Genomic DNA, 25,126 nt, shown 5'->3' with positions numbered 1-25,126 from the left:
AATGAGAACTGATTACAAGGTATTAGGAAATTACATTCGTCTTGTAGATGAACGAAATAGGGAGTTATCTGTTACAAATCTACTTGGTGTAAGTATTGGCAAGAAATTTATCCCGTCAATTGCTAACATCGTAGGTACAGATTTATCAAGTTATAAGATAGTCAGAACGGGACAATTTGCATACGGCCCCGTTACTTCACGAAATGGCGAAAAAGTATCCATCGCTTATTTAGATGGTGATGACTGTATTATTTCAAGTTCATATACCGTTTTTGAAGTATCAAATAAAGAAGAACTTGACCCCGAATATCTTATGCTTTGGTTCAGCAGACCTGAGTTTGATAGATATGCAAGGTATAAGTCACACGGCAGCGTAAGGGAGATATTTGATTGGAACGAACTTTGTATGGTAGAACTTCCTGTTCCTAATATTAGCGAGCAAAAGAATATCGTTAAAGCCTATAAAACCATCACAGACAGGATTGCTCTGAAACAGAAGATAAATGATAATTTAGTGGCGGTTGGCACAGCTTCTATCCAAAAGAATGTCGGCAGAGGTGCATTGATAAATCTGACCGAGGCAGAAATGGATAGACTGACTTTGCCTGATGATTTTGAAATTCAAACCGTATCTGAATTTTGTAGAGAAACAAAATCCGGCTCTACTCCATCTCGCACCAACAACGAATATTGGGAGAACGGAACTATTTCTTGGGTAAAATCAGGCGAAGTCCATAATAATATTACGCTTCAAACGGAAGAATACATCACTCCATTAGGGTTGAGTGAGAGTTCCACAAAGCTGCTTCCAAAGGACACAGTTTTAATGGCAATGTATGGCGTAACCGCTGGCGAAGTTGGTTATCTCGCAATTGAAGCAACGACCAACCAAGCTATTTGTGGTATGATTTGCAATTCGAAAGCTGATGCGGCATACTTGTACTTCTCACTAATTCAGAGCCAAGCGGCAATAAGCAGACTTTCTAATGGTGGAGCCCAAGATAACCTCAGTAAGAACTTCATTGATAACATAAAAATTGTTGTTCCTCCGTCTGAGTTTATTGAAAAACTGAATCTTGCTGCAATAGTTGAGCAAATGACCTTAAACACAAAGGAAATTGCTCTACTTGAAGAACTGCAAGCCACAGCTTTGGCTCAGTTATCAAGCCGCTAAATTATCATTTAGCAGATAGTCGCATTGGAAGCGACCTGAAAAAATAGATTTTATATATAATAACCATAACGAAAGAGAGGTTGAGAAAATGAGTTTATTTCTTTGCCCAGAATGTGGGACAAAAATATCAGATAAAGCTTTAACTTGTCCTCATTGTGGATATATGAGTGCAGACCATTCTCTCCCAATAAGCGTACAAGACACCTATGAAGTTGTTCCTGTGTTTAATTACGATGTCGAAGAATGGAATCCGAATAGAGGTCAGCTTAGTGTTATGGCTATTGAAGACAACAGAAACCTTGTTCAATACTTTGGCAACTGGCAGACTATTCAGCTAAAAATGCCGGCAATCGCACAAGTGATAAAAGGTATGGCAAAGAAAGATGAAATTCTTGTAGCCAAAATGGACTCATACATTAAGAAGTTGATAGACAAAGGAGTTTATCGCTTTACGATTGATAAGCAGGGAGAAATACTTCCGACTATTAGAGATACAGAGGGTATTGTTAAACAAGTTCGTCTTGAAGAAATGACTCTCACACCGGAATTAACAAACACTTTGAACAATCTTACGACACACGCAGCAATGGCGCAGATACTTGATGAAATCGAGTATGTGGGCGATGCTATTAGAGGATTACATATAGAACTTCAGAATGACCGAATTGCTTTGGCAGAAAGTTCAAGGGACAAACTGCTATTGGCTGCTAAAATTCAGGACACAAAACTGAGGGAGATAGCTATATTAAACGCTGTGTCTTCGGCAACAGAAGCAAAACGAGTTTTAATGAGGAACTTCACAGAGAACCTTCAGTACATTGAAGAACATACAGATAAGACAGATTTGCAGTTATTCTTGGAGGGAAAGAAAGGTAAAGATATTCCTCAGAAAGTATCCGACGCATTTCAGGCATTAGTATCAATCACGAATACTGTTCAGGCTGAATGTGAGGGATATGCCTTGTTGGGCGAATACGAATCAAGCAAGGAAAGTTTACTGCAATTCAAAGAGTTCATAACAAGCAATAAACTTGATAATAGAGATACGCTGTTGCTGCTTAATGAGAATACTCCACAGAAGAAATTAACTGTCGTAGACGAGTTTATGAAAATATCAGAAAGAATAACTTCTTTCGATGCAAGCAGAGCATTGACCGGACAAAATGTTTTGATGATAACGGAGGACAGCGAAGATGGGAAATAAAAAAGAACAGGATGTAATTGTTGAGGATAAGTCGGTTACAAAAGTATGTAAAAAATGTGGCGACCCTCTAAGAAGTAAAAGCAAACACAAGTATTGTGAAAACTGTCGTAGACAACGTGCAAAGACAAAACGTGAGATTTTAGGCACAGTTGGTGCTTTAGGACTAACTGTTGCTTCGCTTGTGCCGGGAATAAAGCATTTCACCAAGAAGTAATACGAATAAAGGAGCGAACACAATGACAAACTTTAACGAACACGCATTAGAAATGTCGATAATGGAACTATTCAAAGATGAGGGGTACACCTATTTGAGTGGCGACCAAATTCACAGAGAAAGGACAGAGGTTCTGCTTACGGACGACCTGAAGCAATATCTCTATAATCGCTATGCGAAAGACGGCATAACACCGAGTGAGGTGGATAGTGTCATTCTAATGCTGCGTAATATTTCCGGTACGATTTATGAAGCCAACAAAGCTGTATTCAAGTTGCTCTGCGATGGCTTTATTCTTAACCGTGAGGACAGAACTCAGAAAGACCTCTATATTGAACTTATTGACTTCGACGCTCCCGAAAACAATACTTTCAAGGTGGTTAATCAGTTTGAAATTGAAGGCATAAACAATCAGTTGCGTATTCCTGATGGCATTGTGTTCGTAAATGGCATTCCGGTTGTTGTGCTTGAATTTAAGAGTGCTGTAAAAGAAAACACAACGATTATGGACGCATATAAGCAGCTTACAATTCGTTACCGCAGAGATATTCCTGAGCTTTTCAAGTACAATGCTTTCATTGTTATCAGCGATGGAGCAAACAATAAGTATGGTTCTCTTTTTAGCCCATATGATTTCTTCTATGCGTGGAGAAAAATCAATGCTGACGATAAAGAATTGGACGGTATCAACTCCCTTGTAACAATGATTAAGGGACTTTTCAGAAAAGACCGTTTACTTGAAGTTATCAAAGACTTCATCTACTTCCCTGATAACTCAGACAAAGACCTTAAGATAGTATGTCGTTATCCACAATTCTTTGCAGCAAGCAAACTGTATGAGAATATCAAGGCTCATCTTCGTCCTGAAGGAGACGGTAAAGGTGGTACATACTTTGGTGCAACCGGATGTGGAAAGAGCTATACTATGCTGTTCCTTACTCGTATGTTGATGAAAAGCACATACTTTTCTTCCCCTACCATTTTGATAATTACAGATAGAACTGACCTTGACGACCAACTTTCTAAGCAGTTTGTCGGCTCTAAAAAATACATTGGCGATGAAACAGTTGTCAGCATTGACTCCCGTGAAAAACTTCGTCAGGAGCTTCAGGGCAGAACAAGCGGTGGTGTATATCTTACAACTATTCAGAAGTTCACAGAGGATTTACAGCTCCTTACAGACAGAACAAATGTAATTTGTATTTCTGATGAAGCACACAGGAGTCAAATCAATCTTGACCAAAAGGTAAAAATCACAGAGTCAGGTGTTGAGAGAACCTACGGTTTTGCAAAATATCTGCATGACTCACTTCCTAATGCTACTTATGTAGGATTTACTGGTACTCCGGTTGACGGAACGATTGAGGTTTTTGGTGGGGTTGTAGACGCATACACAATGACAGAAGCGGTGCGTGACGGAATTACTGTAAATCTCGTTTATGATGGTCGTGCTGCTAAGGTTATGCTTGACCAAGAAAAAGTAAAACAAATAGAAGAATATTATGCTCAATGTGAGCGTGAAGGTGCAAACGAACATCAGATTGAAGAAAGTCAAAAGGCAGTTGCTAATATGGAAATCATTATTGGCGACCCTGACAGACTCCGTGCTGTGGCGGAAGATTTTATAAAACACTACGAAAATCGTGTCGCCGAGGGTGCTACGGTTGCAGGCAAGGCAATGTTCGTATGCTCCAACCGTTACATAGCTTATGACCTATACAAGATTATTAAAGAACTCAGACCTGAATGGACAGAAAAGAAAATCTGTGATGACGGTGTTATTCTAAACGATAAAGACAAGAAAGTGTTGAAACCAATGGAAAAAATCAAGTTGGTTATGACACGCAATAAAGATGATGAACCGGAACTATTTGAAATGCTTGGGTCAAAAGATGACCGTAAGGAATTTGACCGTCAGTTCAAAAATCCTAAGTCCAATTTCAAGATTGCCATTGTTGTTGATATGTGGCTGACCGGATTTGATGTTCCTGAGCTTGACACAATTTATATCGACAAGCCTATTCAGCAGCATACACTTATTCAAACGATTTCTCGTGTTAATCGTGTATGTGAGGGCAAGGACAAAGGTTTGATTGTTGATTACATCGGTATTAAAAAGAATATGAATATGGCTCTCAAAAAATACACCAACTTTGAAAGTGAAGAATTTGAGGGCGTGGAACAATCTATTACCATTGTTAAAGACCAATTAGAAGTTCTTGGTCAGATGTTCCATAACTTTAACAGCGCTGATTTCTTCAACGGATCTCCTACGGGGCAACTCGCTTGCTTAAATCGTGCTGTTGAGTATGTTCAGCTTTCAGAAGAATTAGAAAGAAGATTTATGGCTGCTGTCAAGAGAATGAAGCAAGCGTTTAATCTTTGCAGTTCGAGTGAGAAGTTTTCCGATAAAGATAAAGATTATATCCATTTTTACTGTGCTGTACGTTCCATCCTTTTCAAACTTACAAAGGGTGATGCTCCTGATATTGAACAGATGAACGCTCGTGTTCGTCAAATGCTCGAGGGGGCTATTCAGTCTGACGGTATAGAGGAACTGTTTGAAACTGGAAAGCACATCTCTGTCGATATTTTTAGCGATGAATATATGGACAAGATAAATGCCATTCAGTTGCCGAACACAAAAATCAAAATCTTACAAAGGCTTCTCTCACAAGCAATTGATGAATTTAAGAAAGTCAACAAGATTATGGGTGTTGAGTTTGCTGACAGATTGAAAAGGGTTGTGGATGAATATAACAACCGTCGTCGTGATGAAGCATATGCAAACGAGGTTCTTGATGATGTTGCTGAACAGCTTGCACAATTACTTTCAGAACTCAAAGCAGAGAAAAACTCATTTAAGAAAATGGGAATCGACTACGAGGAGAAAGCTTTCTATGATATTTTGAAAGCGGTATCCAAGAAATATGAGTTCGAGTACCCTGACGATAAGATGATTGAGCTTTCAAAGAGAATTAAAACTATCGTTGATGACAAATCACGATATACTGATTGGTCTACCCGTGAAGATATAAAAGCAAATTTGCAAGTTGACCTTATTCTCTTGCTTGATGAGTTTGATTATCCTCCAGTAACGATTGATGATGTTTACAAGGAAGTTCTTGAACAGGCTGAGAATTTCAAAAAATATGCAAAGTGATTCATAGATTTAGGAGATAAGAAAATGGAATTAGGTTGGATTGACTTTTCAAAATCAGAACGAAGCAAAGTGTTGAGCGTTTTAGACCTGCTTTCTGAGAGCGGGACTTTAGATGAACTGGGCATTGCTGCTGTTAGAGATGGTTTTTCCAACCTTTTCTTTCCCGGTACCTCTACAATCCAAACAAGAGCAAAATATTTCTTTGCTGTTCCATACGCTTTGAAGCAATTAGAAAAAAGTAACGAAATAAATCCCAATAAAATACTTAAAACTTTGGATTCGATTGAGCGAAATTGTGCGGAAATTTTGTACCGCCAAAACCGGAATGAAAGCGGACTTATCGGCAAAAATTCGTTACAAGCCGGTAATTGGGTAAAACGAACACCGGCAAGTATTTATTGGGCTGGTCTTAAACGATATGGGATTTTTATCGGGGGAAATCTTTCTTTATCCGAATATATACGAGTATCTTGTGCTATGAAGGCACGGAAAACCACACTGAAAAAACTCGGCAACAGAAATGATAACGCTGAAGAAAACGAATGTGACGATAAAAATGCTGGTATCTTATTTAGTATGCAGTTTTGGAAAATGCCGCTGTATAGAGATAATTGGCTTGAAGACTTTTCAATGAAGTTGAGCAGTGGAGAAGCAACATTTTTGAAAGAGCAAATTATTTCATCTTGTAAAGGGACAATGCTTGCTTATGTTCTCGAAAATAACATTGCCGAATTTGTTGATTGCAACTCTTTTCAAGACATCAGCAATATTATTGAAAAGTTCCCGGATGATGTTCAGGAAATATATTGGCTCGCTTTTGCCTTTTCTGATTTCATATACGCAATACGCACCATTTACAACATAGTGGTATCGGATGGAAAAAACGAAGAAGCAAATCAGGAATTAGAACGATTGCAACCAATGTTTTCTGAATTAGCAAACATAGACATCGACTATATTCTTCAAACACTTGATGTGTTAAATAATCCGTTGCTTCGCAAGTTTTTGAAGCAATGCCAAGAATATATGATTGCTGGAAATGTGGAAGAATTGAAGAAGTGTATTACTTCACGAGAAGTACAGTTAAAAGGTACTAACAGGGCAAAAACGAAACATCCGGGCGAATTTAATATTGATGAGTGGTTAGGTGGAAAAGAACTGGATTATCGTTTTTATAATGCAAGGACAATAGTCAGAGATATTATGGAAAGTGAGGACAAGACCAATGCTTAATCCAAATAATGACAGATTAGATTACGGTCAGGTTCTTGCACCACCTGACGGTTACACACTTGATTTTGCAATAGGCACAACCTATTCATTAGATTTAGATGCTCTTGTAGGTACTTGTATTGCTCTTGGTCTTGCAGAAGAAACTGATAGTGAGTTAATGAAGAATCCTATTTGTTTGCTGGAGGGATTACGAGCAACCGGAGATAAAGTTGCACTCTTTTGTGAGGGTGGTCAGATTCATACACCAAATAACATAACATCGCTTTATATTTTGCTGGAAAAAATTGTATTTCAGATAAGCACTGCTAAGAGAAAAGGAATTGCAAAATATCCGTCATTCCATCCGAAATTTTGGCTTATAAGATATATTGACGAAAACAAGACCCCATTATATCGAGTTGTCATTTTGAGCAGAAACCTTACTTTTGACAGAAGTTGGGATGTAACCATTTCAATGGAAGGTAGAGTGAATGGTCGAAAGACACTTAAAACAACTCCTGTAAGTGATTTTCTGTCATATCTCATAAGCACGTTACCTTCTGATGAAAATGCAAAAGCAAAGTTAAAAAAGATTAGAGCAATTATTCGAGAGTTGCCTTATGTTCACTTTGAACTAAACTCAAAGGAATTTGACGACTTTGAGTTTTTACCAACGGGCATTAAAAGTGGCAATAGTGGATTTCATACAACTGCGGACAAAGCTTTTGCCCCACTATTTGAGGACAGTTTTCACGAGATATTGGTAATGTCCCCTTTCTTGTCCAACTCGGTAATTAAAGATTTTATTGATAGAAACAAGTATATCAATCATACGGATTATATGCTCTTTACAAGGGCAATGTCACTCGGAAAACTTAATCCTTCGGATTGTGCAGATTTTAGAATATTCACGATGAAAGATGCTGTGGTCGATGGGGAGTCAACTATTTCAGAAGAAGCGCAGCAGAGTCAAAAACAAGATATTCACGCAAAAATATATATGGTTCGTAAATACTCAGATACGTATTTGTATTTGGGGTCGCTTAATGCTTCTCATAATGCGATTAAAGGCAATGTGGAATTCACTATAATGCTCAAATCAAAGAATAGATATTTAAATATGAAGAAATTATCAGAATCACTTTTTAATGGTTCTGAAGATAACCCGTCAAATCCTTTTCAGGAAGTAAAGATGACAGACAACCTTCTTGTTGATGAAGAACAGGAAAAGCAAAATATTCTTGATAGCTATATTAAAGAAATCAACAGAATGAAACCATGGGCAAAAGTGGTTTGTAATGGGGATAATTATGATATAAACATCAATTTTGCAAAATTTGAAATCAGTGAATATGTGGTTACGATATCTCCGCTTCTCTCAAATAAAACAGAAGTAATAAGTGAAAATATACTATTCAAATCATTAGCATTAACACAACTCTCTGAGTTTTACAAGATAGCCGTTAGTGACGGAAAAAGTACTGTGCAGAGAATAATCATAGTTCCAACGGAGGGAATGCCGGAAGAAAGAGAAAAGGCTGTTGTTTCCAATATTGTGAAAGATAAAGAATGTTTTTATCGTTATATTGCATTTCTTCTTGGCGACAATTATGTGATGGGTGCGTTGGAAGCAGCAAATGAAGCAGAAATCTTGGGAGGAAAGAATACTCACAAAACAATTCAGACACCGGCTCTTTACGAGAAAATGCTTCAAACAGCAGCGACTGCACCTGACCGTTTCAAGGAAATTGATTATTTGATAAAGGCTATTTCCACAGACGGTGTGATTCCTGAACAGTTCGAGGAATTATATAATGTGTTCAAAAAGGCGGTGAAACTTTAATGGCTGATATTAATGTTATGAGTCAGATTGAAAAAATAGAAAACACAGTAATGTCAGGGTTAAAGGATTTCCAGAAAGCAACCGTAACTCGCATTGATCAGCTTTATAGAGCTGGCCAAATGCGAGTGTTAGTTTCCGATGAAGTTGGACTTGGGAAAACGTTGATTGCTCGTGGTACAATAGCAAAACTTGCAAAAATGCAAAAAGAAGCCGGAGATAATCTTGTGAAGGTTGTTTATATCTGTTCCAATGCTTCTATTGCAGAACAGAATCTAAATAAACTAAGAATAACAAGTGAATTAAGAACCGAGCATACTGGGTCATCACGACTGTCTATGCAGCACCTTAATATTTTCAAACAAGAGAATGACTCAGACTTATTAAGTCGATATATTCAGCTGATTCCACTTACTCCGGACACTTCGTTTAGAATGACGAATGGTGCAGGAACTTATTCTGAACGTGCATTGATGTTTGCAATCCTCAGAAGATTGCCGGAGTTGTCTCCATATACAAAAGCCTTAGAGTTTGCAATGAAAGATGGAGCAAGCAGTGGTTGGGATGGCTGGGCAAAATCTTGGTATGAAACAGAAGTTGTAGAATGTGACAAACTTTCCGGAGGAAAGTATCTGTCTTATATGCTTGATAAATTGTCTGTGGAACTAAGAGAAACGGTAGAAGAAAATGTTACATACTTAGACTTGATAATAGGTATGTGCAAAAATATTGAAAAGTATGGTTATAAAAAACAGAACAACACTTATGTCATTGGAAAATTAAGAGTCCTTTTTGCTAAAATCAGTTTAGATAAACTTGAACCCGACCTTGTCATTATGGACGAGTTTCAGCGTTTTAAGTATTTGATTAATTCTGACCCTGAATCTGAAACAGGAATGTTAGCAAATAAGTTCTTTAATTCAGATAAAGTTAGAATGTTATTACTGTCTGCTACACCGTATAAGATGTACTCTACCCTTGAAGAAATTGATGAAGCACAGGTAGACGAACATTATTCCGAATTCTTTGATGTTATGAACTTTCTTAACATTACAGAAAAAGAAAAAAACAAGTTTAAGTCGGTGTGGAGCAATTATTCTGTCCACTTAAAAGAATTGACAGATGGGGATACAACCATCCTTGCAGCCAAAAAGGCAGCAGAAGACGCTATGTATCAGCATATATGCCGAACGGAACGTGTTTCTGCAACGGAAAATGCAGATATTATTGATGATAAAGATGTTAATGTTCCACTAAGTGTAATGGAACAAGATATAAAATCCTATTTGCAGGCACAGAAACTTCTTGAAGAAGTTGGAGCTTCTTTTAATGTTCCGGTAGACTATATTAAATCGACTCCTTATCTTATGTCATTTATGCGAGATTACCAACTTAAAAGATACTTGGAGAAATATTTCAAAGAGCGACCTGAGGAAATAAATAAAATCAATAAAGATAGCTTTTGGCTAAAGAGAAGAACCATTGATAAGTATGACAAAATTCCTAATAACAACGCACGACTTGATAGGGTTATGGCTCATACATTCAAGGATAATGCTGAATTGTTACTATGGGTTCCTCCTTCAAAGCCTTATTATGCTCCACAAGGTGTTTTCAAAAATGTTCCTGCTTTTTCAAAGACACTTATCTTCTCGTCTTGGGAGATGGTTCCTCGAATGATAGCCGGATTGCTGTCTTATGAAGCAGAACGAAAAACTGTGGGTAAATTAGCAAAATCCAATGAAGCAAAAGAAGCTCATTACTTTTATACCGGAGAAAGGCGTTATCCATCAGCGAGACTCAATTTTTCAGTAAGTAATGGAACACCAAATGCAATGACTTTATTTTGCTTAATGTATCCATCGCAGTTTTTAACAAGATGTTATGACCCTATTGAATATCTTAATGCAGGTGCGAGTTTAAAAGAAATAGAAAAAGATATAAAGAGCAAGATTGCTGAGAAATTAGATAAATATACTGCTCCGACATCGGGAACGCAGGATAAACGATGGTATTATCTTGCACCTCTGTTATTGGACGGTGCGGGATATGTTACAACTTGGCTGAATAGTGGTGAAGCTCTTGCTTCGTTTGATGAAGAAGAAGAGAAATCCAAGCGACAAAAGGGATTTTTAACCCATCTTCAGACATTACGGGAGTTGTATTTGGAAACAAACTACGGAAAGATTTGTACGCTTGGGAAAAAACCTGATGATTTGTTAGATGTTCTTGCAGATATGGCAATAGCTTCTCCTGCAATAACTATAAACAGAACCTATCAATCTTACTGCAAACGAGGAACTACTTTTCCAAGTTATTTGCCAAGTCAGATTGCAAAAATCTTTATAAACCGTATGAATACAGCCGAGTCTACAGCCACAGTCGAGCTTGCTTGTGGTAAAAAAAGCGAGGACGCACATTGGGAAAATCTGCTTACCTATTGCAAGCAGGGAAACATTCAGGCTATGTTTGATGAATATGCTCATTTAATTACAAACGGTTTAGACGCAGACAATAATTTGGTTGATAACTTACACTATACAATAGCAAGTTCTATGGATGTGAGAACCACAATTTACACTATTGATACATTCAATGCGTTTAAGGCAAGAGCAAATGGAACAAAGGAAAAACCAACTGCTATTCGTTCTCACTTTGCAGTTGCCTTTACTAAAGGAGATGGAAAAGAAAAGGACGCAGACAGAAAAAAGAGCGTTAGAAATTCTTTCAATTCTCCATTTAGACCATTTGTTTTAGCATCTACTTCCATAGGGCAAGAAGGATTGGATTTCCACAATTATTGCCGAAGAATTGTGCATTGGAATCTGCCATCAAATCCGATTGACTTAGAACAGCGAGAAGGGCGTATCAATCGCTTTGAGTGTTTGGCTATTCGTCAGAACATCTCGAAACGATATGGAGATATTAATTTTAAGGAAAATGTTTGGAAAGAAATGTTCGATGTTGCAGCCAAAGAGGAAAATGGTGGAAAAGGTTCTGACTTAATTCCGTTTTGGGGATTAACTGAGCGTGAAGATATGGTAAAGATAGAGCGTATTGTACCAATGTATCCGTTTAGTCGTGATGGATTGGCGTACGAAAGACTTATTAAAATTCTTTCCTTGTATCGTTTAACTTTGGGACAAGCGCGACAAGAAGAACTGCTTGAATACATATTCCAAAATTGTGAAGATGTGGATGATATGAAAAAGTTGTTTATAAATCTGAGTCCATATTATAAAAATGCGGATAACGAAAGATAAGGTGAACGGAATGGTTGAATTATCAGGTGTTAATATAAAACATAAGAGTTTTGGTGTCGGCAAGGTCATTGAACAAACAGACACATATCTTAAAATCGAATTTCCGGTAGGAACAAAGCAGTTTCAGTTTCCTGAAGCTTTTGAAAAGTTCTTACAATGCGAAAATTCAAATATACAGAATATAGTGCTTGAAGAATTGGCGATAAAAAAGGAAAAAGAAGCGGAAATCAAAAGACAAAAGCAAGAAGAACAAGCTCGTTTAATAAAAACTCAAACGATTGTTAAACCATCTGGCACAAGACAGAAAACATATCCGAAAGAAAACATTGCTTTTAAGTGTAACTATTGTAATGGTGGCTTGGCTGAAAACGGAATCGGATATATATGTGCTTGTAGTGATGAAATGATAGATTATAACATTGAGGTCGCTCAGCATAATTGGTGCTGTGATGATGACTCTCCTTGTAAGCAGTATTATGACGGAATTATTACAAGAAAAGAATTGGATAGCATTTCAGAAGAAGATGGATTCGTTTGCTATGAAAGTCAAATGCTTAGAAACTGGACAGCGTTTGCCGGATTTGCATTGACAAAAGAAAATCATCAAAGACCTATGAAGTTGAATAAGGTTCAGGTAAACAGTTTAGCTATTCTTACGACAAGAGAACCTCACGATTCTGAAAAAGATAGATTTGTATTTGGGGTATTCCTTGTTGATGAAGCCTATGAAGGCGACAATCGTGATGAGGGTTATGTAACAACCTCATCAAAATACAAATTAAGTCTTACAAAAGATGAAGCAAAAAAGGTGTTGTTTTGGAATTACTATCATAATGAAAATGCTCCTGAAAAGGCAGCTTGGGGTCAAGGATTGCACAGATACATAACCGATGAACAAGCAGCAAGCATTTTGAAAGATATTGTATCTGTTAAAAAAGGAAAAAAAGATGAAGCTCTTGCTCAGGAATTTTTGGAACGTTTCTGTGAAATAAACAGTATAGATATTTCTGACCTTCCGATTATGGAGGGTGCATTGCAGAGAAAGTAAGGTGTGTGCTGAATGAAGGATATTGATAAATTTAGAGGTTGCCTAATAGGTGGTGCTGCTGGAGATGCATTGGGATATGCTGTTGAATTTCTTGATGAAGAAACCATCTTTAGTCGTTATGGAGAAAATGGAATAACTGAATACGACCTTGTTAATGGAGTTGCAGAGATTTCAGACGATACACAAATGACTTTGTTTACTGCTAATGGGTTATTACTTGGTACAACAAGAGGAATGACACGTGGAATAATGGGGTCATATCCGAGTTATATTGCCTTCTGTTATAAGGATTGGCTTCGTACTCAGTGTGAAAAGTATCCCTTAAATGAAGAATACCCTTACTCTTGGTTAATCAATATTCCTGAATTATATAATCGCAGAGCGCCCGGAAACACTTGTCTTACCGCTATTGAAAACGGTGCAAACGGAACAATAGACGAGCCAATAAACCGAAGTAAAGGTTGTGGTGGCGTTATGAGGGTTGCACCTATTGGTTTGTATTTTGAAACCAAAAGGCGAACCATTGATGAAATTGATATGATTGGTGCTGAAACAGCAGCTATAACACACGGTCACGAATTAGGCTATATACCAGCAGCCGGATTGGTACATATCGTTCAGTCGCTTTCTCATAATGAAGATATTTCTTTGTTGGATGCTGTGTTAGATATGAAAGAAGCACTTCGTAGACAATTTACTAACAGAAAACACTTATCGGAACAAATTGATTTAATAGATAAAGCTATTGCATTATCAAAAGAGGACATTGATGATTTGGAAGCAATCAGAGAACTTGGGCAAGGTTGGGTTGCTGAAGAAACGCTTGCGATTGCTATTTATTGTTCCTTAAAATACTCCGATGATTTTGATAAAGCAATTATCGCTTCTGTTAACCATAGTGGTGATAGTGATTCTACAGGCGCTGTAACTGGAAATATATTAGGTGCATACCTTGGGCTGAAAAGTATCCCCAAAAAATACTTAGATAATCTTGAATTGAAAGATGTTATTTTGGAGATTGCCGATGACCTTTACAATGATTGCAAGATTTCAGAGTACGGGTCATATCACGATGAGATATGGGAACAAAAATATATTTACAAAACATATAAGCGAACAAAATGAGATGTGTTTTTGCAAAAAAGATGCTATATCATAACAGCCAAGGAAAATTGAACAAACAAGTAACCGTTTAGAAAGGTTGCTATTGGAAATTATATTTTCAAGAGGTAGACTATGGAAACAAAACCAAGAATTTTATATTTGTTGAGGATATTGGAACAGTACACTGATGAAGAACACCCTCTTACGACCAAACAGCTCATTGATAAATTGCAAGACGAATATGGTATTTCGGCTCATAGAACTACTCTTACAAAAGACATTGTTGCTTTGCAGGAGTATGGAGTTGACATTGTAACAGTTCATTCTACCCAATGCAAATATTTTATTGGTAGTAGAAAATTTGAGTTGCCGGAATTAAAATTGCTTATTGATGCCGTTGAGTCGTCACGATTTATCACGGCGAAGAAAAGTGAAAGTTTGATAAGAAAAATCCACACTCTGACAAGTCAGGGACAAGTGTCCAAACTTAGACGAAACAATTATGTTGTAGATAGAATTAAGCCAGACAATGAGCAGATTTATTACATAGTAGATACCATCAACGATGCAATTAACGAAGGAAAGCAGATTTCATTCCAATATTATGATTATTCCGGGCTTAAGAAAAAGGTTTTGAAAAATAAAGGGGAAATTTACAAACTTAGTCCTTATAAATTGATTTGGAGTGGCGATTACTATTATGTGATTGGTTATTCTGAAAAGAAAGGTAAAGTTATCAATTTTAGAGTTGACCGTATTGCCGTTGCGCCAACTATATTGTCCGAAAATGCAATTCCTGTGCCGAAAGATTTTGACCTTGAAAATTTTACAAAAGAAGTGTTCTTTATGTTTTCCGGGGATGAGGTTGAAGTTGACCTTCAATGTGATAATAGCTTAATGAAAACAATGATAGACCGTTTTGGTGAAAATGTAAAAACACTTGCTTATGATATGACTTCTTTCCGATTGATAACGGAAGTATCAGTAAGTCCAACATTCTTTGGATGGGTATTTGGTTTTGATGGAAAGGTTAAAATACTCGGTCCAAAAAATGTAAAAGAACAGTATTACAAAATGATAAGTGAGGCTATGAATAGTCTGAATAATGCCAGATAATTCCTTCATTTTATCAAAGGAACTGAAGAAAGAATTATGTTCTGAAAAGTGAGGTGCGATTGAATGGACGAAAAAGAAATCAGAAAAAGACTTGCCGGTCGTGCCGCAGAGTATATGATATTTAGGGACGATGAAGAAGAAAACGCCGAGACGACGGCAGAAGTATCTTCACCGAGTAATGTTATTGTATTCCCGGATTTTGAAAAGCTGAAAAGCGAAGTAGAAAAAATGCGTACAGAGCTGTCAATGCTTTTGCTGGAGCGTGACGAGCTTCAATTCGTTATCTGTAAGAATATTGAGACAGAATATATGCTGAAACTCGGCAGTATTGAGTATAAGGCGTATGAAGCTCAATGTGCCGCTCTGCGACTGAAAAGAAAAATTGAATTGATTCAGGCAAAGAAAAACAGACAGGAAAAGGTCATTATTTCTGCCATTGAGGAAACTCTCGATAATGAATTTGCCGAGTATCAAAAACAACTCAATGAGCAGATTGATAAGATGAATGACGCCCTTAAACGAAGCAAGGCGGAAATTCTGTCAGACGAAGATAACAAGGAACTCAAGAAGCTCTATCGTAAAATAGTAAAGGCATTACACCCTGATATTAACCCTGATGTTTCCGAAGCACAGGTTCAATTATTTGATAATGCGGTTTCAGCTTATAAAAACGGTGATTTGGGGACATTGAGGATTATCTGCGAAATGGTTGGAAACAATCCGTTGCCTGAAAAATATAAGGACGCTATGACACAGCTTGTCGAAGAACGAGAGCGTTTACAGGGATTGCTGAAATCTATAAAAGAGAGTATTGATAATATCAAATCAGAATATCCGTACACGATGAAGGATATTCTTGATGATACAGAGAAAACCGAGCAGAAAAAGCAAGAACTTGAAAGTATTCTTGAACAGTATAACGAGCTTATCTCCATTTATAATGCGAAAATCGAAGAAATGTTGAGGTGAAATTATGGGCGATTTGGTTAAATCCGGCGGTAGCGGACTTGTAGGGCTGTTACACGGCAAAGGCGGAGAGATTTCCATACCAAAACCCTTTGAAAAAGACATATTTCTTTTTGATACCTATGTAGCCGGAACAACCCATATCGAAGGTATCGAAGAATTAGAGCCACATCTGAATAACGATGACAGACTTGAATTTTTCAGAGAACCCGATAACCGATATGATAAGCAAGCAATTGTCATTAAGACTGTTGACGGAGTTAAAATCGGTTATGTGCCGAAGCAGGATAATGTAATATTTGCTCGCCTGATGGACGCCGGGAAGCTTCTTTTCGGTAAGATTACCTCAAAGGAAAAGAAAGGCTCTTGGGTCAAGATTTATATTAAGGTTTTCCTGCACGAATAAGGAGATATGTAATGGATAGAATTCTGATAAATGACTTGCTTAAGATACCGGATTGCGATATTGGCAAAACCAGACTCAAGTTGAATGTTTTTAATGGAAATACAGACCCTTTAGAGGAATACAAAAGAGACCCTGATAAAATAAACATTGAGTGGTTTTTGTGGCACAATCAAAGAAGATATTTCCATACGGGACAGATTGCGATTTGTCTGCTTTACCTCTATGATGATAAATGGTTGCTGACAACAATTAAGAGAATTACAAAAGAGATAGATGTCGTAGATGATGTCGGGTTTGAAGCTGAGGAAATTGAAGAATATCGAAAGTATTATGGCAGATTAGTTTTGAAGTATCACAATACGAAGCGTGGTATGGGAAGAACTTATGAGTCAATGATGGAGGAACTGGAAGTAATAGAAATTCTTTCTACTGCTTATGATGGTGACGAATTTCCGGGTTATGAGAACATAAGATTGAGTTTTTCACAACTGGAAACGATTATTCGGAATAAACGCAGCGGTTGGCTTGATGCTTTGAGAAATCAAAAAGCAGTTTATCTTATAACTGATACCAGCAACGGAAAAATGTATGTTGGTTCGGCAACTGCTCAGTATGGAATGTTGCTTCAAAGGTGGACTAACTATATAGACAATGGACACGGTGGGAATATCGAGTTGAAACATTTAGTTGACACTAAGGGATTTGACTATGTCAAAGAAAATTTCCAGTATTCGGTTTTAGAAAACTATAATGCACGAATGGATGACAACTATATATTAGGTCGTGAAAAGTGGTGGAAAGATACTCTTTGCACAAGACAATTCGGATATAATAAGAACTGATAAAAATTAGACCGTCAGATCTCATTCGAGACTTGACGGTCTATATTTTTTTACTGTATTTAAGAAAATCGTTTTGGTGTTCCTGTTTGCGAAGTTGATAGCCTTGTGCAATCAGCGTATCTACTTTCAGAGCAATCAGGTTTATGTCGGAACTCATTGCACGTGCAATCTGCTGAATGTCATAGCCGTTTTCAATGTATTCCAAAATAGTGTCGTCCGGAAGCGAAGCCTGAGAAGCAAAGATGTTTGCTTCATACTCCATACGGTTCTCCCGCATTTCAAAGATATTGAACTCTTTGAACCCGCCGACAGCAACCGCTTCTTTCCTGTGGAGAACATCGTGTCCGATTTCGTGCCATAGCACTATCTGTTCCACGACCGGGTGCATACCGTTTTTAAGAAAAACAAAGCGGTTCTTCAGAATAACCTTGTATGCTCCACGCTGCTTGTCAAAATTCCGGTAGATGATATTGATACCAAGCTCTTTTGCGACCTTATATGGGTCACGAGTGCCGCAGCGGTCAATGAGCTTGTTGACGATTTTCACAATCTCAGCCGTAGTGTAATACCCCAATCCGGCTCACCTCCCATATTATAGTATATCGGATATTTACCCTATAATAAATTATAAACTATTATGTGTCCCATATATTGGACTTAGTTTACTTTGAGGATTACTCGTCTTTGCGGTATTTCTTCGGGGTGTATTTTTTATTGTTCTTCTTTGCAATAAGATATGCTTCCTGAATAGCGTCAACCATTTCACGCATATCCTCGTCAGCCATTTCGCCGCCGGCAAACAGACCGGTAACTTCTGCAAGCAACTCCTGAGCCTGTCTTGCCCCTCTGCGTCCGTATTTATCCTCTACATCGGCGATGAAAGCGTCATCCTCAGACAGCAGATAATTCACATTTACATTTAATGCTTCTGCCAGCTTCTTGTATCTTTCCGTTCCTCTCGGACGGGATTTATCATTTTCATAAGAACAAATTACACGTCGGGTTACGCCTATTTTTTCAGCCAATTCATCCTGATTAAGACCGAGTTTAGTCCTCTCAGCTTTGACTTTTTCACCGAATGTCATCTTTGATTTCACTCCTTAAAAGAATATTTACAGTTTAACTTCTCATTTACTCTTGACAAGTACACTTAAACTGCGTATAATAAGAAACAGGAAGTTGAACTACTCATAGTTTACACTAAACTTCCCAAAATGTCAAGGGGGGTTCAAAAAATGTTACGAAGCATACTTCATTGTGATATGAACAACTTCTATGCCAGCGTCGAATGTATGCTCGACCCCGCATTAAAGAAATATCCGATTGCTGTCTGCGGCTCTGTTGAGGAACGACACGGTATCGTGCTTGCTAAGAACTACAAAGCAAAGGCTTTTGATGTGAAAACCGGGGACGCAGTATGGCAGGCTAAACAGAAGTGCAAGGACTTGGTTGTAGTACCGCCCCATTATGAGGAGTATATCAAATACTCAAAGCTTGCGAGAAGCGTTTATGAGCGATATACCGACCAAGTTGAATCGTATGGTATGGACGAATGTTGGCTGGATATTAGCGGGACAGAGAGCCTTTTCGGTTCGCCGGAAAAGGTGGCAAATGAAATTCGTGAAACGATGAAGTTTGAACTCGGCTTGACGATTTCTGTGGGTGTTTCCTTTAATAAGATATTTGCGAAGCTCGGCTCGGATATGAAGAAACCGGATGCAGTAACCGTAATACCAAAGGACACATTCAAAGAAAAGATTTGGGGACTTCCTGCCGCTGACCTGCTCGGTGTAGGACGGGCAACCCAGCGAGTGCTTGACAGCTATTGTATTCGTACCATCGGGGATTTAGCGAATACCGACCCTGATTTCTTACGCAGAAGATTAGGAAAGAACGGAGTAGTTTTATGGAACTATGCCAACGGCAACGACCTTTCCCTTGTTGCCAAGAAAGACTTCGTTTCCCCTATAAAAAGCGTAGGACACGGTATAACAACAGTAGCAGACTTAGAGAAACCGGAGCAGGTGTGGCCCGTGTTTCTCGAATTAACCCAAGACATCGGACACAAGCTCCGTGTTCACGGACTAAGTGCAGAAGGTGTCGCAATACATATTAGAGACAACACACTCAATACAAGGCAATGGCAGACGAAGATTGCACTTCCTACACAGTCTCCGATGATTATTGCAAAGAGCGCTTTTCAGTTGTTTGAAAAGAGATATGGGTGGAACAACCCTATGCCAAGACACTTGATGAACTGCGATACAAAGAGGAACAAATCGCAAAAGACAAGAGCGATGGCATTAAGGCAGAAGCTCGTTACACAACGGTCAATGACATATATGAGCTTTGGAAGGATTTGAAGCGAGGACTGAAAAACAACACCTTTGAAAACTACAAGTATATGTATGAGACCTTTGTCCGTCATCAGATAGGCTCAAAGACTGTATCTTCTCTGAGAAAAACAGATATAAAGAGGTTCTATAATTACCTTGCAGACGAACGCCATCTAAAGCCAGCGACCATTGATAATATTCATACGGTTCTCCATCAGATTTTGGATATGGCGGTCGATGATGACTACATCAGGAATAACCCGTCAAACAATGTGCTTAAAGAGTTGAAACAGTCCCATTGTTTTCAGACCGAGAAGCGTAGAGCCTTAACAAAGCCGGAGCAGGAGTTGTTTCTTGACTATCTGAAAAACTCTCCTACATCAAAGTATTGGTATCCGGTGTTTGCGGTTATGATTGGTACGGGACTTCGTGTTGGAGAGGTTACAGGGTTAAGATGGTGCGATATTGATTTGGAAGAAGGTATCATTGATGTGAACCACACGCTGGTTTACTATGACCACCGTACTGAGGGCAGTAAGCGTGGCTGTTACTTCAATGTTAATACGACCAAAACCCCGGCAGGAAGAAGAAAAGTGCCTATGCTCGGTTTCGTCAAAGAAGCATTCTTAATGGAAAAGGAAAGGCAGGAACTGCTCGACCTTCACTGCGAAGCGACTGTCGATGGATATACCGATTTTATCTTCATCAACCGTTTTGGTCAGCCGCAACATCAGGCAACCCTGAACAAAGCAATCCGCCGCATTATCCGTGACTGCAACGACGAGCAGTTATTGAAAGATGAAAACGCAGAAGTATTGCTCCCGCATTTTAGCTGTCATTCTTTAAGGCACACTTTCACAACAAGAATGTGCGAAGCAGGGGTAAATGTTAAGGTCATTCAGGACACGCTCGGTCATAAAGATATTTCAACTACGCTTAACATCTATACCGATGTAACGAAGGAACTGAGGAAGTCCGAATTTGAAGGTCTTGACTCCTACTTCAAAAATGAGTATAATAAAGTGTCAGTTTGACAGATTAAATTGATACGGACTTCATAGTTGGTGGATTAGAGCATTTACATCATTTACATCAATTTTTACACAAAGCCCCCACGAAACTAATCGAAAATAAAGTAAAGTAGGATTTTGAAAAAATCTGATTTGCGACTTATTTTGAACTATGTTGGGTTATAGCAAGAATTGAAACGATGTCCTAAATCGTCCCCACGATGAAGCCGCGCGACTAAAACGAAAATTTAGGAGTTTCTACAGCGCGGATTTGCCTTTCCAGGCGATCCGCGCGTAATTTTATGATAAAGGAGAGGACATCCATGAGAAGCGATCTGATGAAAGAAGGTTCCACCCGCGCGCCGCACCGTTCCCTTTTGCGTGCGCTGGGCTTGACCGATGATGAAATGAAGCGGCCCTTTGTGGCGGTTGTCAGTGCTGCGAGCGATTACATTCCGGGCCACAGGCATCTAAAGGATATTTCGGAGGCTGTGAAGGCGGGCATCCGCAACGCGGGCGGCGTCCCGTTTGAGTTTGAGACCATCGGTGTGTGCGACGGCCTCTCCATGAACCACAAGGGCATGAAATACTCCCTTTGCTCCCGCGAGCTGATTGCGGATTCCATCGAAGTGATGCTGACCGCGCACCCGCTGGATGCGGCGGTCTTTATCCCGAACTGCGATAAGATCGTGCCCGGAATGATGCTGGCGGCCTGCCGCATGAATTTGCCCAGCATCTTTGTCAGCGGCGGCCCGATGCTCCCCGGCGAGCACAACGGGACGAAGTTTGGCCTCTCGGAAATGTTTGAGGCGGTGGGCAGCTATGCCTCCGGGAAGATCGACGCGGACGAGCTTTTGGCATTGGAAAAATCCGCGTGCCCGACCTGCGGCTCCTGCTCCGGCATGTATACGGCCAACTCCATGAACTGCCTGACAGAGGCCATCGGCATGGCACTGCCCGGCAACGGCAGCATCCCGGCGGTCTATTCCGCGCGCATCGCGCTGGCAAAGCGGGCCGGTATGCAGGTGATGAAGCTGTTGGAACAGGATCTGCGCCCGCGCGACATCCTGACCCCGGAGGCGTTTGAAAACGCCCTGCGCGGGGAGATGGCGCTGGGCTGCTCCACCAACTCGGTGCTGCACCTCACGGCCATTGCACATGAGGCGGGCGTGCCGCTGGACATCGACAAGATCGACGAGCTGGGCCGTACGACCCCGCAGATCTGCAAACTCAACCCTGCCAGCCAGGTGTTTATCACGGATCTGAACCAGGTGGGCGGCATCCCGGCGGTGATGAAGGAGCTCTCCCGCAAGGGACTGATCCATCTGGATGCGCAGACCGTCTGCGGCACGGTGCGCGACCGTGTGGAGGCGGCGCCGGATGCGGACGGCGAGATCATCCGCAAGATCGAGAACCCGTTCCGCCCGGACGGGGGCATCGCGGTGCTCAAGGGCAACATCTGCCCGGAGGGCGCTGTGGTCAAGCAGGGCGCGGTTGCGCCCGAAATGATGCAGCATGTGGGCCCGGCCCGCTGCTTCGACTGCGAGGAGGACGCCTCCGAAGCCATCCTGGGCGGTAAGATCAAAGAGGGCGACGTGGTGGTCATCCGCTATGAGGGGCCGAAGGGCGGCCCGGGCATGCGCGAAATGCTGACCCCGACCTCGGCGCTGACCGGCATGGGCCTGGGTTCGAGCGTGGCGCTCATCACGGACGGACGCTTCTCCGGTGCGACGCGCGGCGCGGCCATCGGCCATGTATCGCCGGAGGCGGCTGCGGGCGGCAACATCGCCTTGATTCAAGACGGCGACATCATCGATGTGGACATCACGGGCCGCCAGCTCAATGTCCGCGTGAGCGACGAAGAGCTCGCCAAGCGCCGCGAAGCGTGGAAGGCGCCCGAGCAGCATCTGACCGGCTATATCAAGCGCTATGCAAGCCTCGTGACATCCGGTTCCAAGGGCGCGGTGTTTGTAGACTAAAGGCATCGGCTTTTGCGGGTTTGCCGGAGCTGTTTTCTGAAAGAGGCATTGTTTTTTATTTCGGATTGACGGCAGGGCCTTTCCACGGGAAGCGGTGGAAAGGCCCTTTTTTACCCCATGGCGTTGCCGCCGGGCGAGGAGTGGAATCCCTGGAACGGCAGCGGGAGGCGTTTCCGGAAAAAGAAGAGAATCATTCTAATTGTAGTACGGTTTACATTCGTGTGGGGGATGTTGTGCTACAATACAGATACCGACAAAAACGATTAAGGAGGAATATCCGATGGGAATGACCATGACACAGAAGATCCTGGCGGCACACGCGGGTTTGGACCACGTGGTGGCGGGACAGCTGATTGAAGCAAATCTGGACGTGGTGCTGGCCAACGACATCACAGCGCCGGTGGCAATCAACGAATTTGAAAAGTGCGGTGCGGACGCGGTGTTCGACAACACGCGCATTGCGCTGGTGCTGGACCACTTCACGCCGAACAAGGACATCAAGGCGGCGGAACAGTGCTTGCAGACGCGGAATTTTGCGAATAAATACGACATTAAGAATTTCTTTGATGTGGGGCAGATGGGCATTGAGCATGCGCTTTTGCCGGAAAAGGGCATTGTCGGCCCCGGCGACTGCGTGATCGGCGCGGACTCCCACACCTGCACCTATGGCGCGCTGGGCGCATTCTCCACCGGCGTGGGTTCCACGGACATGGCTGCCGGTATGATCACCGGCAAGGCTTGGTTCAAGGTGCCTTCCGCGATCAAGGTGGTGCTGGAGGGCAAGCCCGGCCGCTGGGTGAGCGGCAAGGATGTCATCCTGCATCTGATCGGCGAGATCGGCGTGGACGGCGCGCTGTATAAATCCCTGGAGTTTACAGGCAAGGGTGTGGAATACCTGAGCATGGACGACCGCCTGTGCATTGCAAACATGGCGATTGAGGCCGGCGCGAAGAACGGCATTTTCCCGGTGGACGGCGTGACGTTGGAATACTGCGAGGGCCGCTTCCAGAGGCAGCCGGTCATCTTCAGCGCGGATGCCGACGCGGAGTACGATTCGACGGTCACCATCGACCTCTCCACGCTGCGCCCGACGGTTGCGTTCCCGCATCTGCCGGAGAACACCAAGACGATCGACGAGGTCGCCCAGATGGAGCCCATCGCGATCCAGCAGAGCGTGATCGGTTCCTGCACGAACGGGCGCATCGAAGACCTGCGCGCCGCTGCAAAGATCCTCGCGGGCCGCAAGGTGGCGAAGGGCGTGCGCTGCATCGTGATCCCGGGGACGCAGGACATCTATTTGCAGGCGATCAAGGAGGGCATCGCGGAGGTCTTCATCAAGGCGGGCGCTGTTTTCAGCACGCCGACCTGCGGGCCGTGCCTGGGCGGACATATGGGCGTTTTGGCCAAGGGGGAACGCGCCATTTCCACCACGAACCGCAACTTTGTAGGCCGTATGGGACATGTGGAGTCTGAAGTCTACCTGGCGAGCCCCGCGGTTGCGGCGGCCAGCGCAGTAGCAGGCTATATCGCGGACCCGGACAAGATTTGAGGAGGTAGGCAACATGAATGCACATGGAATCGTACATAAATATGGGGATAACGTCGATACGGACGTGATCATCCCTGCGCGCTATTTGAATACGGCTTCCCACGCGGAGCTGGCCTCCCACTGCATGGAGGACATCGACAAGGACTTTGTCAAGAACGTGAAGCCCGGCGACATCATCGTGGCGAATAAAAACTTCGGCTGCGGCTCTTCCAGAGAGCATGCGCCGATTGCGATCAAGGCCAGCGGCGTTTCCTGCGTGATCGCATCCACGTTCGCCCGCATTTTTTACCGCAATGCGATCAACATCGGCCTGCCGATCCTGGAGTGCGACGCTGCCGCGCAGGAGATCCAGGCAGGGGACGAGGTCGAGGTGGACTTCGATACGGGCGTGATCACGGATGTGACCACGGGGAAGACCTATAAGGCGCAGCCGTTCCCGCCGTTTATCCAGAACATCATCCAAAAGGGCGGGCTGCTCAAGAGCATCACGGAAAAATAAAGATTGGAAATTAAAGGCGAGGGTTCCGGCGGAGTTGGGACCCTCGTCTTTTTTATGAGAAGGCGGCCTGTTGGGAATCTTTGGGATGGTTTTCTTTTGCGTGAATGGCGCAGAAGAGGTTCCATAACAATAAATATTTCATAAAAAATATATAAAATTATAGTTTTAAATAGAATTTTATAGTAATATATGATTATAAAA

At 41.5% G+C, this 25,126-nt stretch carries 20 protein-coding genes; 18 read left to right on the top strand and 2 right to left on the bottom strand.

Going from position 1 to position 25,126, the window contains the following annotated elements; genetic code table 11:
• The first annotated feature begins 1 nt into the window (after position 1).
• The 13 genes from I2E77_RS08070 (at position 2) to I2E77_RS13930 (ending at position 17,552) form a co-directional block, all read left to right on the top strand.
• Entirely contained in the window at positions 2-1,174 is a 1,173-nt protein-coding gene (locus I2E77_RS08070) for a restriction endonuclease subunit S (RefSeq protein WP_195450989.1), read from the top strand.
• Between the two features lie 88 nt (positions 1,175-1,262).
• Positions 1,263-2,378, top strand: a complete 1,116-nt coding sequence (locus I2E77_RS08065; protein ID WP_195450988.1) for a zinc ribbon domain-containing protein — start codon at positions 1,263-1,265, stop codon at positions 2,376-2,378.
• Positions 2,368-2,592: a hypothetical protein gene (locus I2E77_RS08060; protein ID WP_195450987.1), complete on the top strand. Its 225-nt coding sequence runs from the start codon at positions 2,368-2,370 to the stop codon at positions 2,590-2,592. The genes I2E77_RS08065 and I2E77_RS08060 overlap by 11 nt, the downstream gene beginning before the upstream one ends.
• Before the next feature lie 22 nt (positions 2,593-2,614).
• On the top strand, positions 2,615-5,755 hold the full coding sequence (locus tag I2E77_RS08055; RefSeq protein ID WP_195450986.1) for a type I restriction endonuclease subunit R: 3,141 nt from the start codon (positions 2,615-2,617) through the stop codon (positions 5,753-5,755).
• 24 nt (positions 5,756-5,779) lie between these two features.
• Positions 5,780-6,988 carry a DUF6361 family protein gene (locus I2E77_RS08050; RefSeq protein WP_195450985.1) on the top strand — a complete coding sequence of 403 codons (1,209 nt, stop codon included), beginning with the start codon at positions 5,780-5,782 and terminating at the stop codon, positions 6,986-6,988.
• A complete protein-coding gene (locus tag I2E77_RS08045) occupies positions 6,981-8,810 on the top strand; it encodes a phospholipase D family protein (protein ID WP_195450984.1) in 1,830 nt (609 codons plus the stop codon). The genes I2E77_RS08050 and I2E77_RS08045 overlap by 8 nt, the downstream gene beginning before the upstream one ends.
• Positions 8,810-12,070, top strand: a complete 3,261-nt coding sequence (locus I2E77_RS08040) for a DEAD/DEAH box helicase family protein (protein WP_195450983.1) — start codon at positions 8,810-8,812, stop codon at positions 12,068-12,070. Before I2E77_RS08045 ends, I2E77_RS08040 begins: the two co-directional genes overlap by 1 nt.
• A gap of 10 nt (positions 12,071-12,080) precedes the next feature.
• Positions 12,081-13,118, top strand: coding sequence for a hypothetical protein (locus tag I2E77_RS13935; RefSeq protein ID WP_243252567.1), 1,038 nt, complete (start codon positions 12,081-12,083; stop codon positions 13,116-13,118).
• 12 nt (positions 13,119-13,130) lie between these two features.
• Entirely contained in the window at positions 13,131-14,243 is a 1,113-nt protein-coding gene (locus I2E77_RS08030) for an ADP-ribosylglycohydrolase family protein (RefSeq protein WP_195450982.1), read from the top strand.
• Between the two features lie 111 nt (positions 14,244-14,354).
• A complete protein-coding gene (locus I2E77_RS08025) occupies positions 14,355-15,338 on the top strand; it encodes a helix-turn-helix transcriptional regulator (protein ID WP_195450981.1) in 984 nt (327 codons plus the stop codon).
• A gap of 63 nt (positions 15,339-15,401) precedes the next feature.
• A complete protein-coding gene (locus tag I2E77_RS08020) occupies positions 15,402-16,307 on the top strand; it encodes a coiled-coil domain-containing protein (protein ID WP_195450980.1) in 906 nt (301 codons plus the stop codon).
• Positions 16,308-16,311: 4 nt separating this feature from the next.
• Complete coding sequence (locus I2E77_RS08015; RefSeq protein ID WP_195450979.1) at positions 16,312-16,710, top strand: HIRAN domain-containing protein; 399 nt, start codon at positions 16,312-16,314, stop codon at positions 16,708-16,710.
• 11 nt (positions 16,711-16,721) lie between these two features.
• Positions 16,722-17,552, top strand: coding sequence for a GIY-YIG nuclease family protein (locus tag I2E77_RS13930; protein WP_233105241.1), 831 nt, complete (start codon positions 16,722-16,724; stop codon positions 17,550-17,552).
• Positions 17,553-17,592: 40 nt separating this feature from the next.
• Here I2E77_RS13930 and I2E77_RS08005 read toward each other — a convergent pair whose 3' ends face one another.
• Both I2E77_RS08005 and I2E77_RS08000 read right to left on the bottom strand, forming a co-directional pair.
• The gene (locus I2E77_RS08005; protein WP_195450978.1) at positions 17,593-18,126 is read right to left on the bottom strand and encodes an ImmA/IrrE family metallo-endopeptidase; all 534 of its coding nucleotides are present in this window, start codon (positions 18,124-18,126) and stop codon (positions 17,593-17,595) included.
• Positions 18,127-18,226: 100 nt separating this feature from the next.
• Positions 18,227-18,637 carry a helix-turn-helix domain-containing protein gene (locus tag I2E77_RS08000; protein WP_015573052.1) on the bottom strand — a complete coding sequence of 137 codons (411 nt, stop codon included), beginning with the start codon at positions 18,635-18,637 and terminating at the stop codon, positions 18,227-18,229.
• A 150-nt stretch (positions 18,638-18,787) separates the two neighbouring features.
• Here I2E77_RS08000 and I2E77_RS07995 point away from each other — a divergent pair, with 150 nt between their 5' ends.
• The 5 genes from I2E77_RS07995 to leuD all read left to right on the top strand — a co-directional run bounded on the left by I2E77_RS07995 (position 18,788) and on the right by leuD (position 24,925).
• Positions 18,788-19,915: a DNA polymerase Y family protein gene (locus I2E77_RS07995; protein ID WP_243252566.1), complete on the top strand. Its 1,128-nt coding sequence runs from the start codon at positions 18,788-18,790 to the stop codon at positions 19,913-19,915.
• Positions 19,912-20,922 carry a tyrosine-type recombinase/integrase gene (locus tag I2E77_RS07990; RefSeq protein ID WP_442858921.1) on the top strand — a complete coding sequence of 337 codons (1,011 nt, stop codon included), beginning with the start codon at positions 19,912-19,914 and terminating at the stop codon, positions 20,920-20,922. The genes I2E77_RS07995 and I2E77_RS07990 overlap by 4 nt, the downstream gene beginning before the upstream one ends.
• Positions 20,923-21,221: 299 nt before the next feature.
• Positions 21,222-22,877, top strand: coding sequence for a dihydroxy-acid dehydratase (gene ilvD / locus I2E77_RS07985; protein ID WP_087231561.1), 1,656 nt, complete (start codon positions 21,222-21,224; stop codon positions 22,875-22,877).
• 280 nt (positions 22,878-23,157) lie between these two features.
• The gene (gene leuC / locus I2E77_RS07980) at positions 23,158-24,426 is read left to right on the top strand and encodes a 3-isopropylmalate dehydratase large subunit (RefSeq protein WP_195450977.1); all 1,269 of its coding nucleotides are present in this window, start codon (positions 23,158-23,160) and stop codon (positions 24,424-24,426) included.
• A gap of 13 nt (positions 24,427-24,439) precedes the next feature.
• The gene (gene leuD / locus I2E77_RS07975; protein ID WP_087231567.1) at positions 24,440-24,925 is read left to right on the top strand and encodes a 3-isopropylmalate dehydratase small subunit; all 486 of its coding nucleotides are present in this window, start codon (positions 24,440-24,442) and stop codon (positions 24,923-24,925) included.
• Positions 24,926-25,126 lie beyond the last annotated feature (201 nt).

Source organism: Anaeromassilibacillus sp. 1001302B_160321_C8 (assembly GCF_015554745.1).
In the GTDB taxonomy this organism is placed as follows: Bacteria; Bacillota; Clostridia; order Oscillospirales; family Acutalibacteraceae; genus Anaeromassilibacillus; species Anaeromassilibacillus stercoravium.
This window is presented reverse-complemented; position numbering and strand designations above follow the sequence as displayed.

Bases quoted from the DNA above. Each gene is read 5' to 3' on its own strand.
- I2E77_RS08070 (WP_195450989.1), top strand. From the start codon at position 2: ATGAGAACTGATTACAAGGTATTAGGAAATTACATTCGTCTTGTAGAT.
- I2E77_RS08065 (WP_195450988.1), top strand. From the start codon at position 1,263: ATGAGTTTATTTCTTTGCCCAGAATGTGGGACAAAAATATCAGATAAA.
- I2E77_RS08060 (WP_195450987.1), top strand. From the start codon at position 2,368: ATGGGAAATAAAAAAGAACAGGATGTAATTGTTGAGGATAAGTCGGTT.
- I2E77_RS08055 (WP_195450986.1), top strand. From the start codon at position 2,615: ATGACAAACTTTAACGAACACGCATTAGAAATGTCGATAATGGAACTA.
- I2E77_RS08050 (WP_195450985.1), top strand. From the start codon at position 5,780: ATGGAATTAGGTTGGATTGACTTTTCAAAATCAGAACGAAGCAAAGTG.
- I2E77_RS08045 (WP_195450984.1), top strand. From the start codon at position 6,981: ATGCTTAATCCAAATAATGACAGATTAGATTACGGTCAGGTTCTTGCA.
- I2E77_RS08040 (WP_195450983.1), top strand. From the start codon at position 8,810: ATGGCTGATATTAATGTTATGAGTCAGATTGAAAAAATAGAAAACACA.
- I2E77_RS13935 (WP_243252567.1), top strand. From the start codon at position 12,081: ATGGTTGAATTATCAGGTGTTAATATAAAACATAAGAGTTTTGGTGTC.
- I2E77_RS08030 (WP_195450982.1), top strand. From the start codon at position 13,131: ATGAAGGATATTGATAAATTTAGAGGTTGCCTAATAGGTGGTGCTGCT.
- I2E77_RS08025 (WP_195450981.1), top strand. From the start codon at position 14,355: ATGGAAACAAAACCAAGAATTTTATATTTGTTGAGGATATTGGAACAG.
- I2E77_RS08020 (WP_195450980.1), top strand. From the start codon at position 15,402: ATGGACGAAAAAGAAATCAGAAAAAGACTTGCCGGTCGTGCCGCAGAG.
- I2E77_RS08015 (WP_195450979.1), top strand. From the start codon at position 16,312: ATGGGCGATTTGGTTAAATCCGGCGGTAGCGGACTTGTAGGGCTGTTA.
- I2E77_RS13930 (WP_233105241.1), top strand. From the start codon at position 16,722: ATGGATAGAATTCTGATAAATGACTTGCTTAAGATACCGGATTGCGAT.
- I2E77_RS08000 (WP_015573052.1), bottom strand. From the start codon at position 18,637: ATGACATTCGGTGAAAAAGTCAAAGCTGAGAGGACTAAACTCGGTCTT.
- I2E77_RS07995 (WP_243252566.1), top strand. From the start codon at position 18,788: ATGTTACGAAGCATACTTCATTGTGATATGAACAACTTCTATGCCAGC.
- ilvD (WP_087231561.1), top strand. From the start codon at position 21,222: ATGAGAAGCGATCTGATGAAAGAAGGTTCCACCCGCGCGCCGCACCGT.
- leuC (WP_195450977.1), top strand. From the start codon at position 23,158: ATGGGAATGACCATGACACAGAAGATCCTGGCGGCACACGCGGGTTTG.
- leuD (WP_087231567.1), top strand. From the start codon at position 24,440: ATGAATGCACATGGAATCGTACATAAATATGGGGATAACGTCGATACG.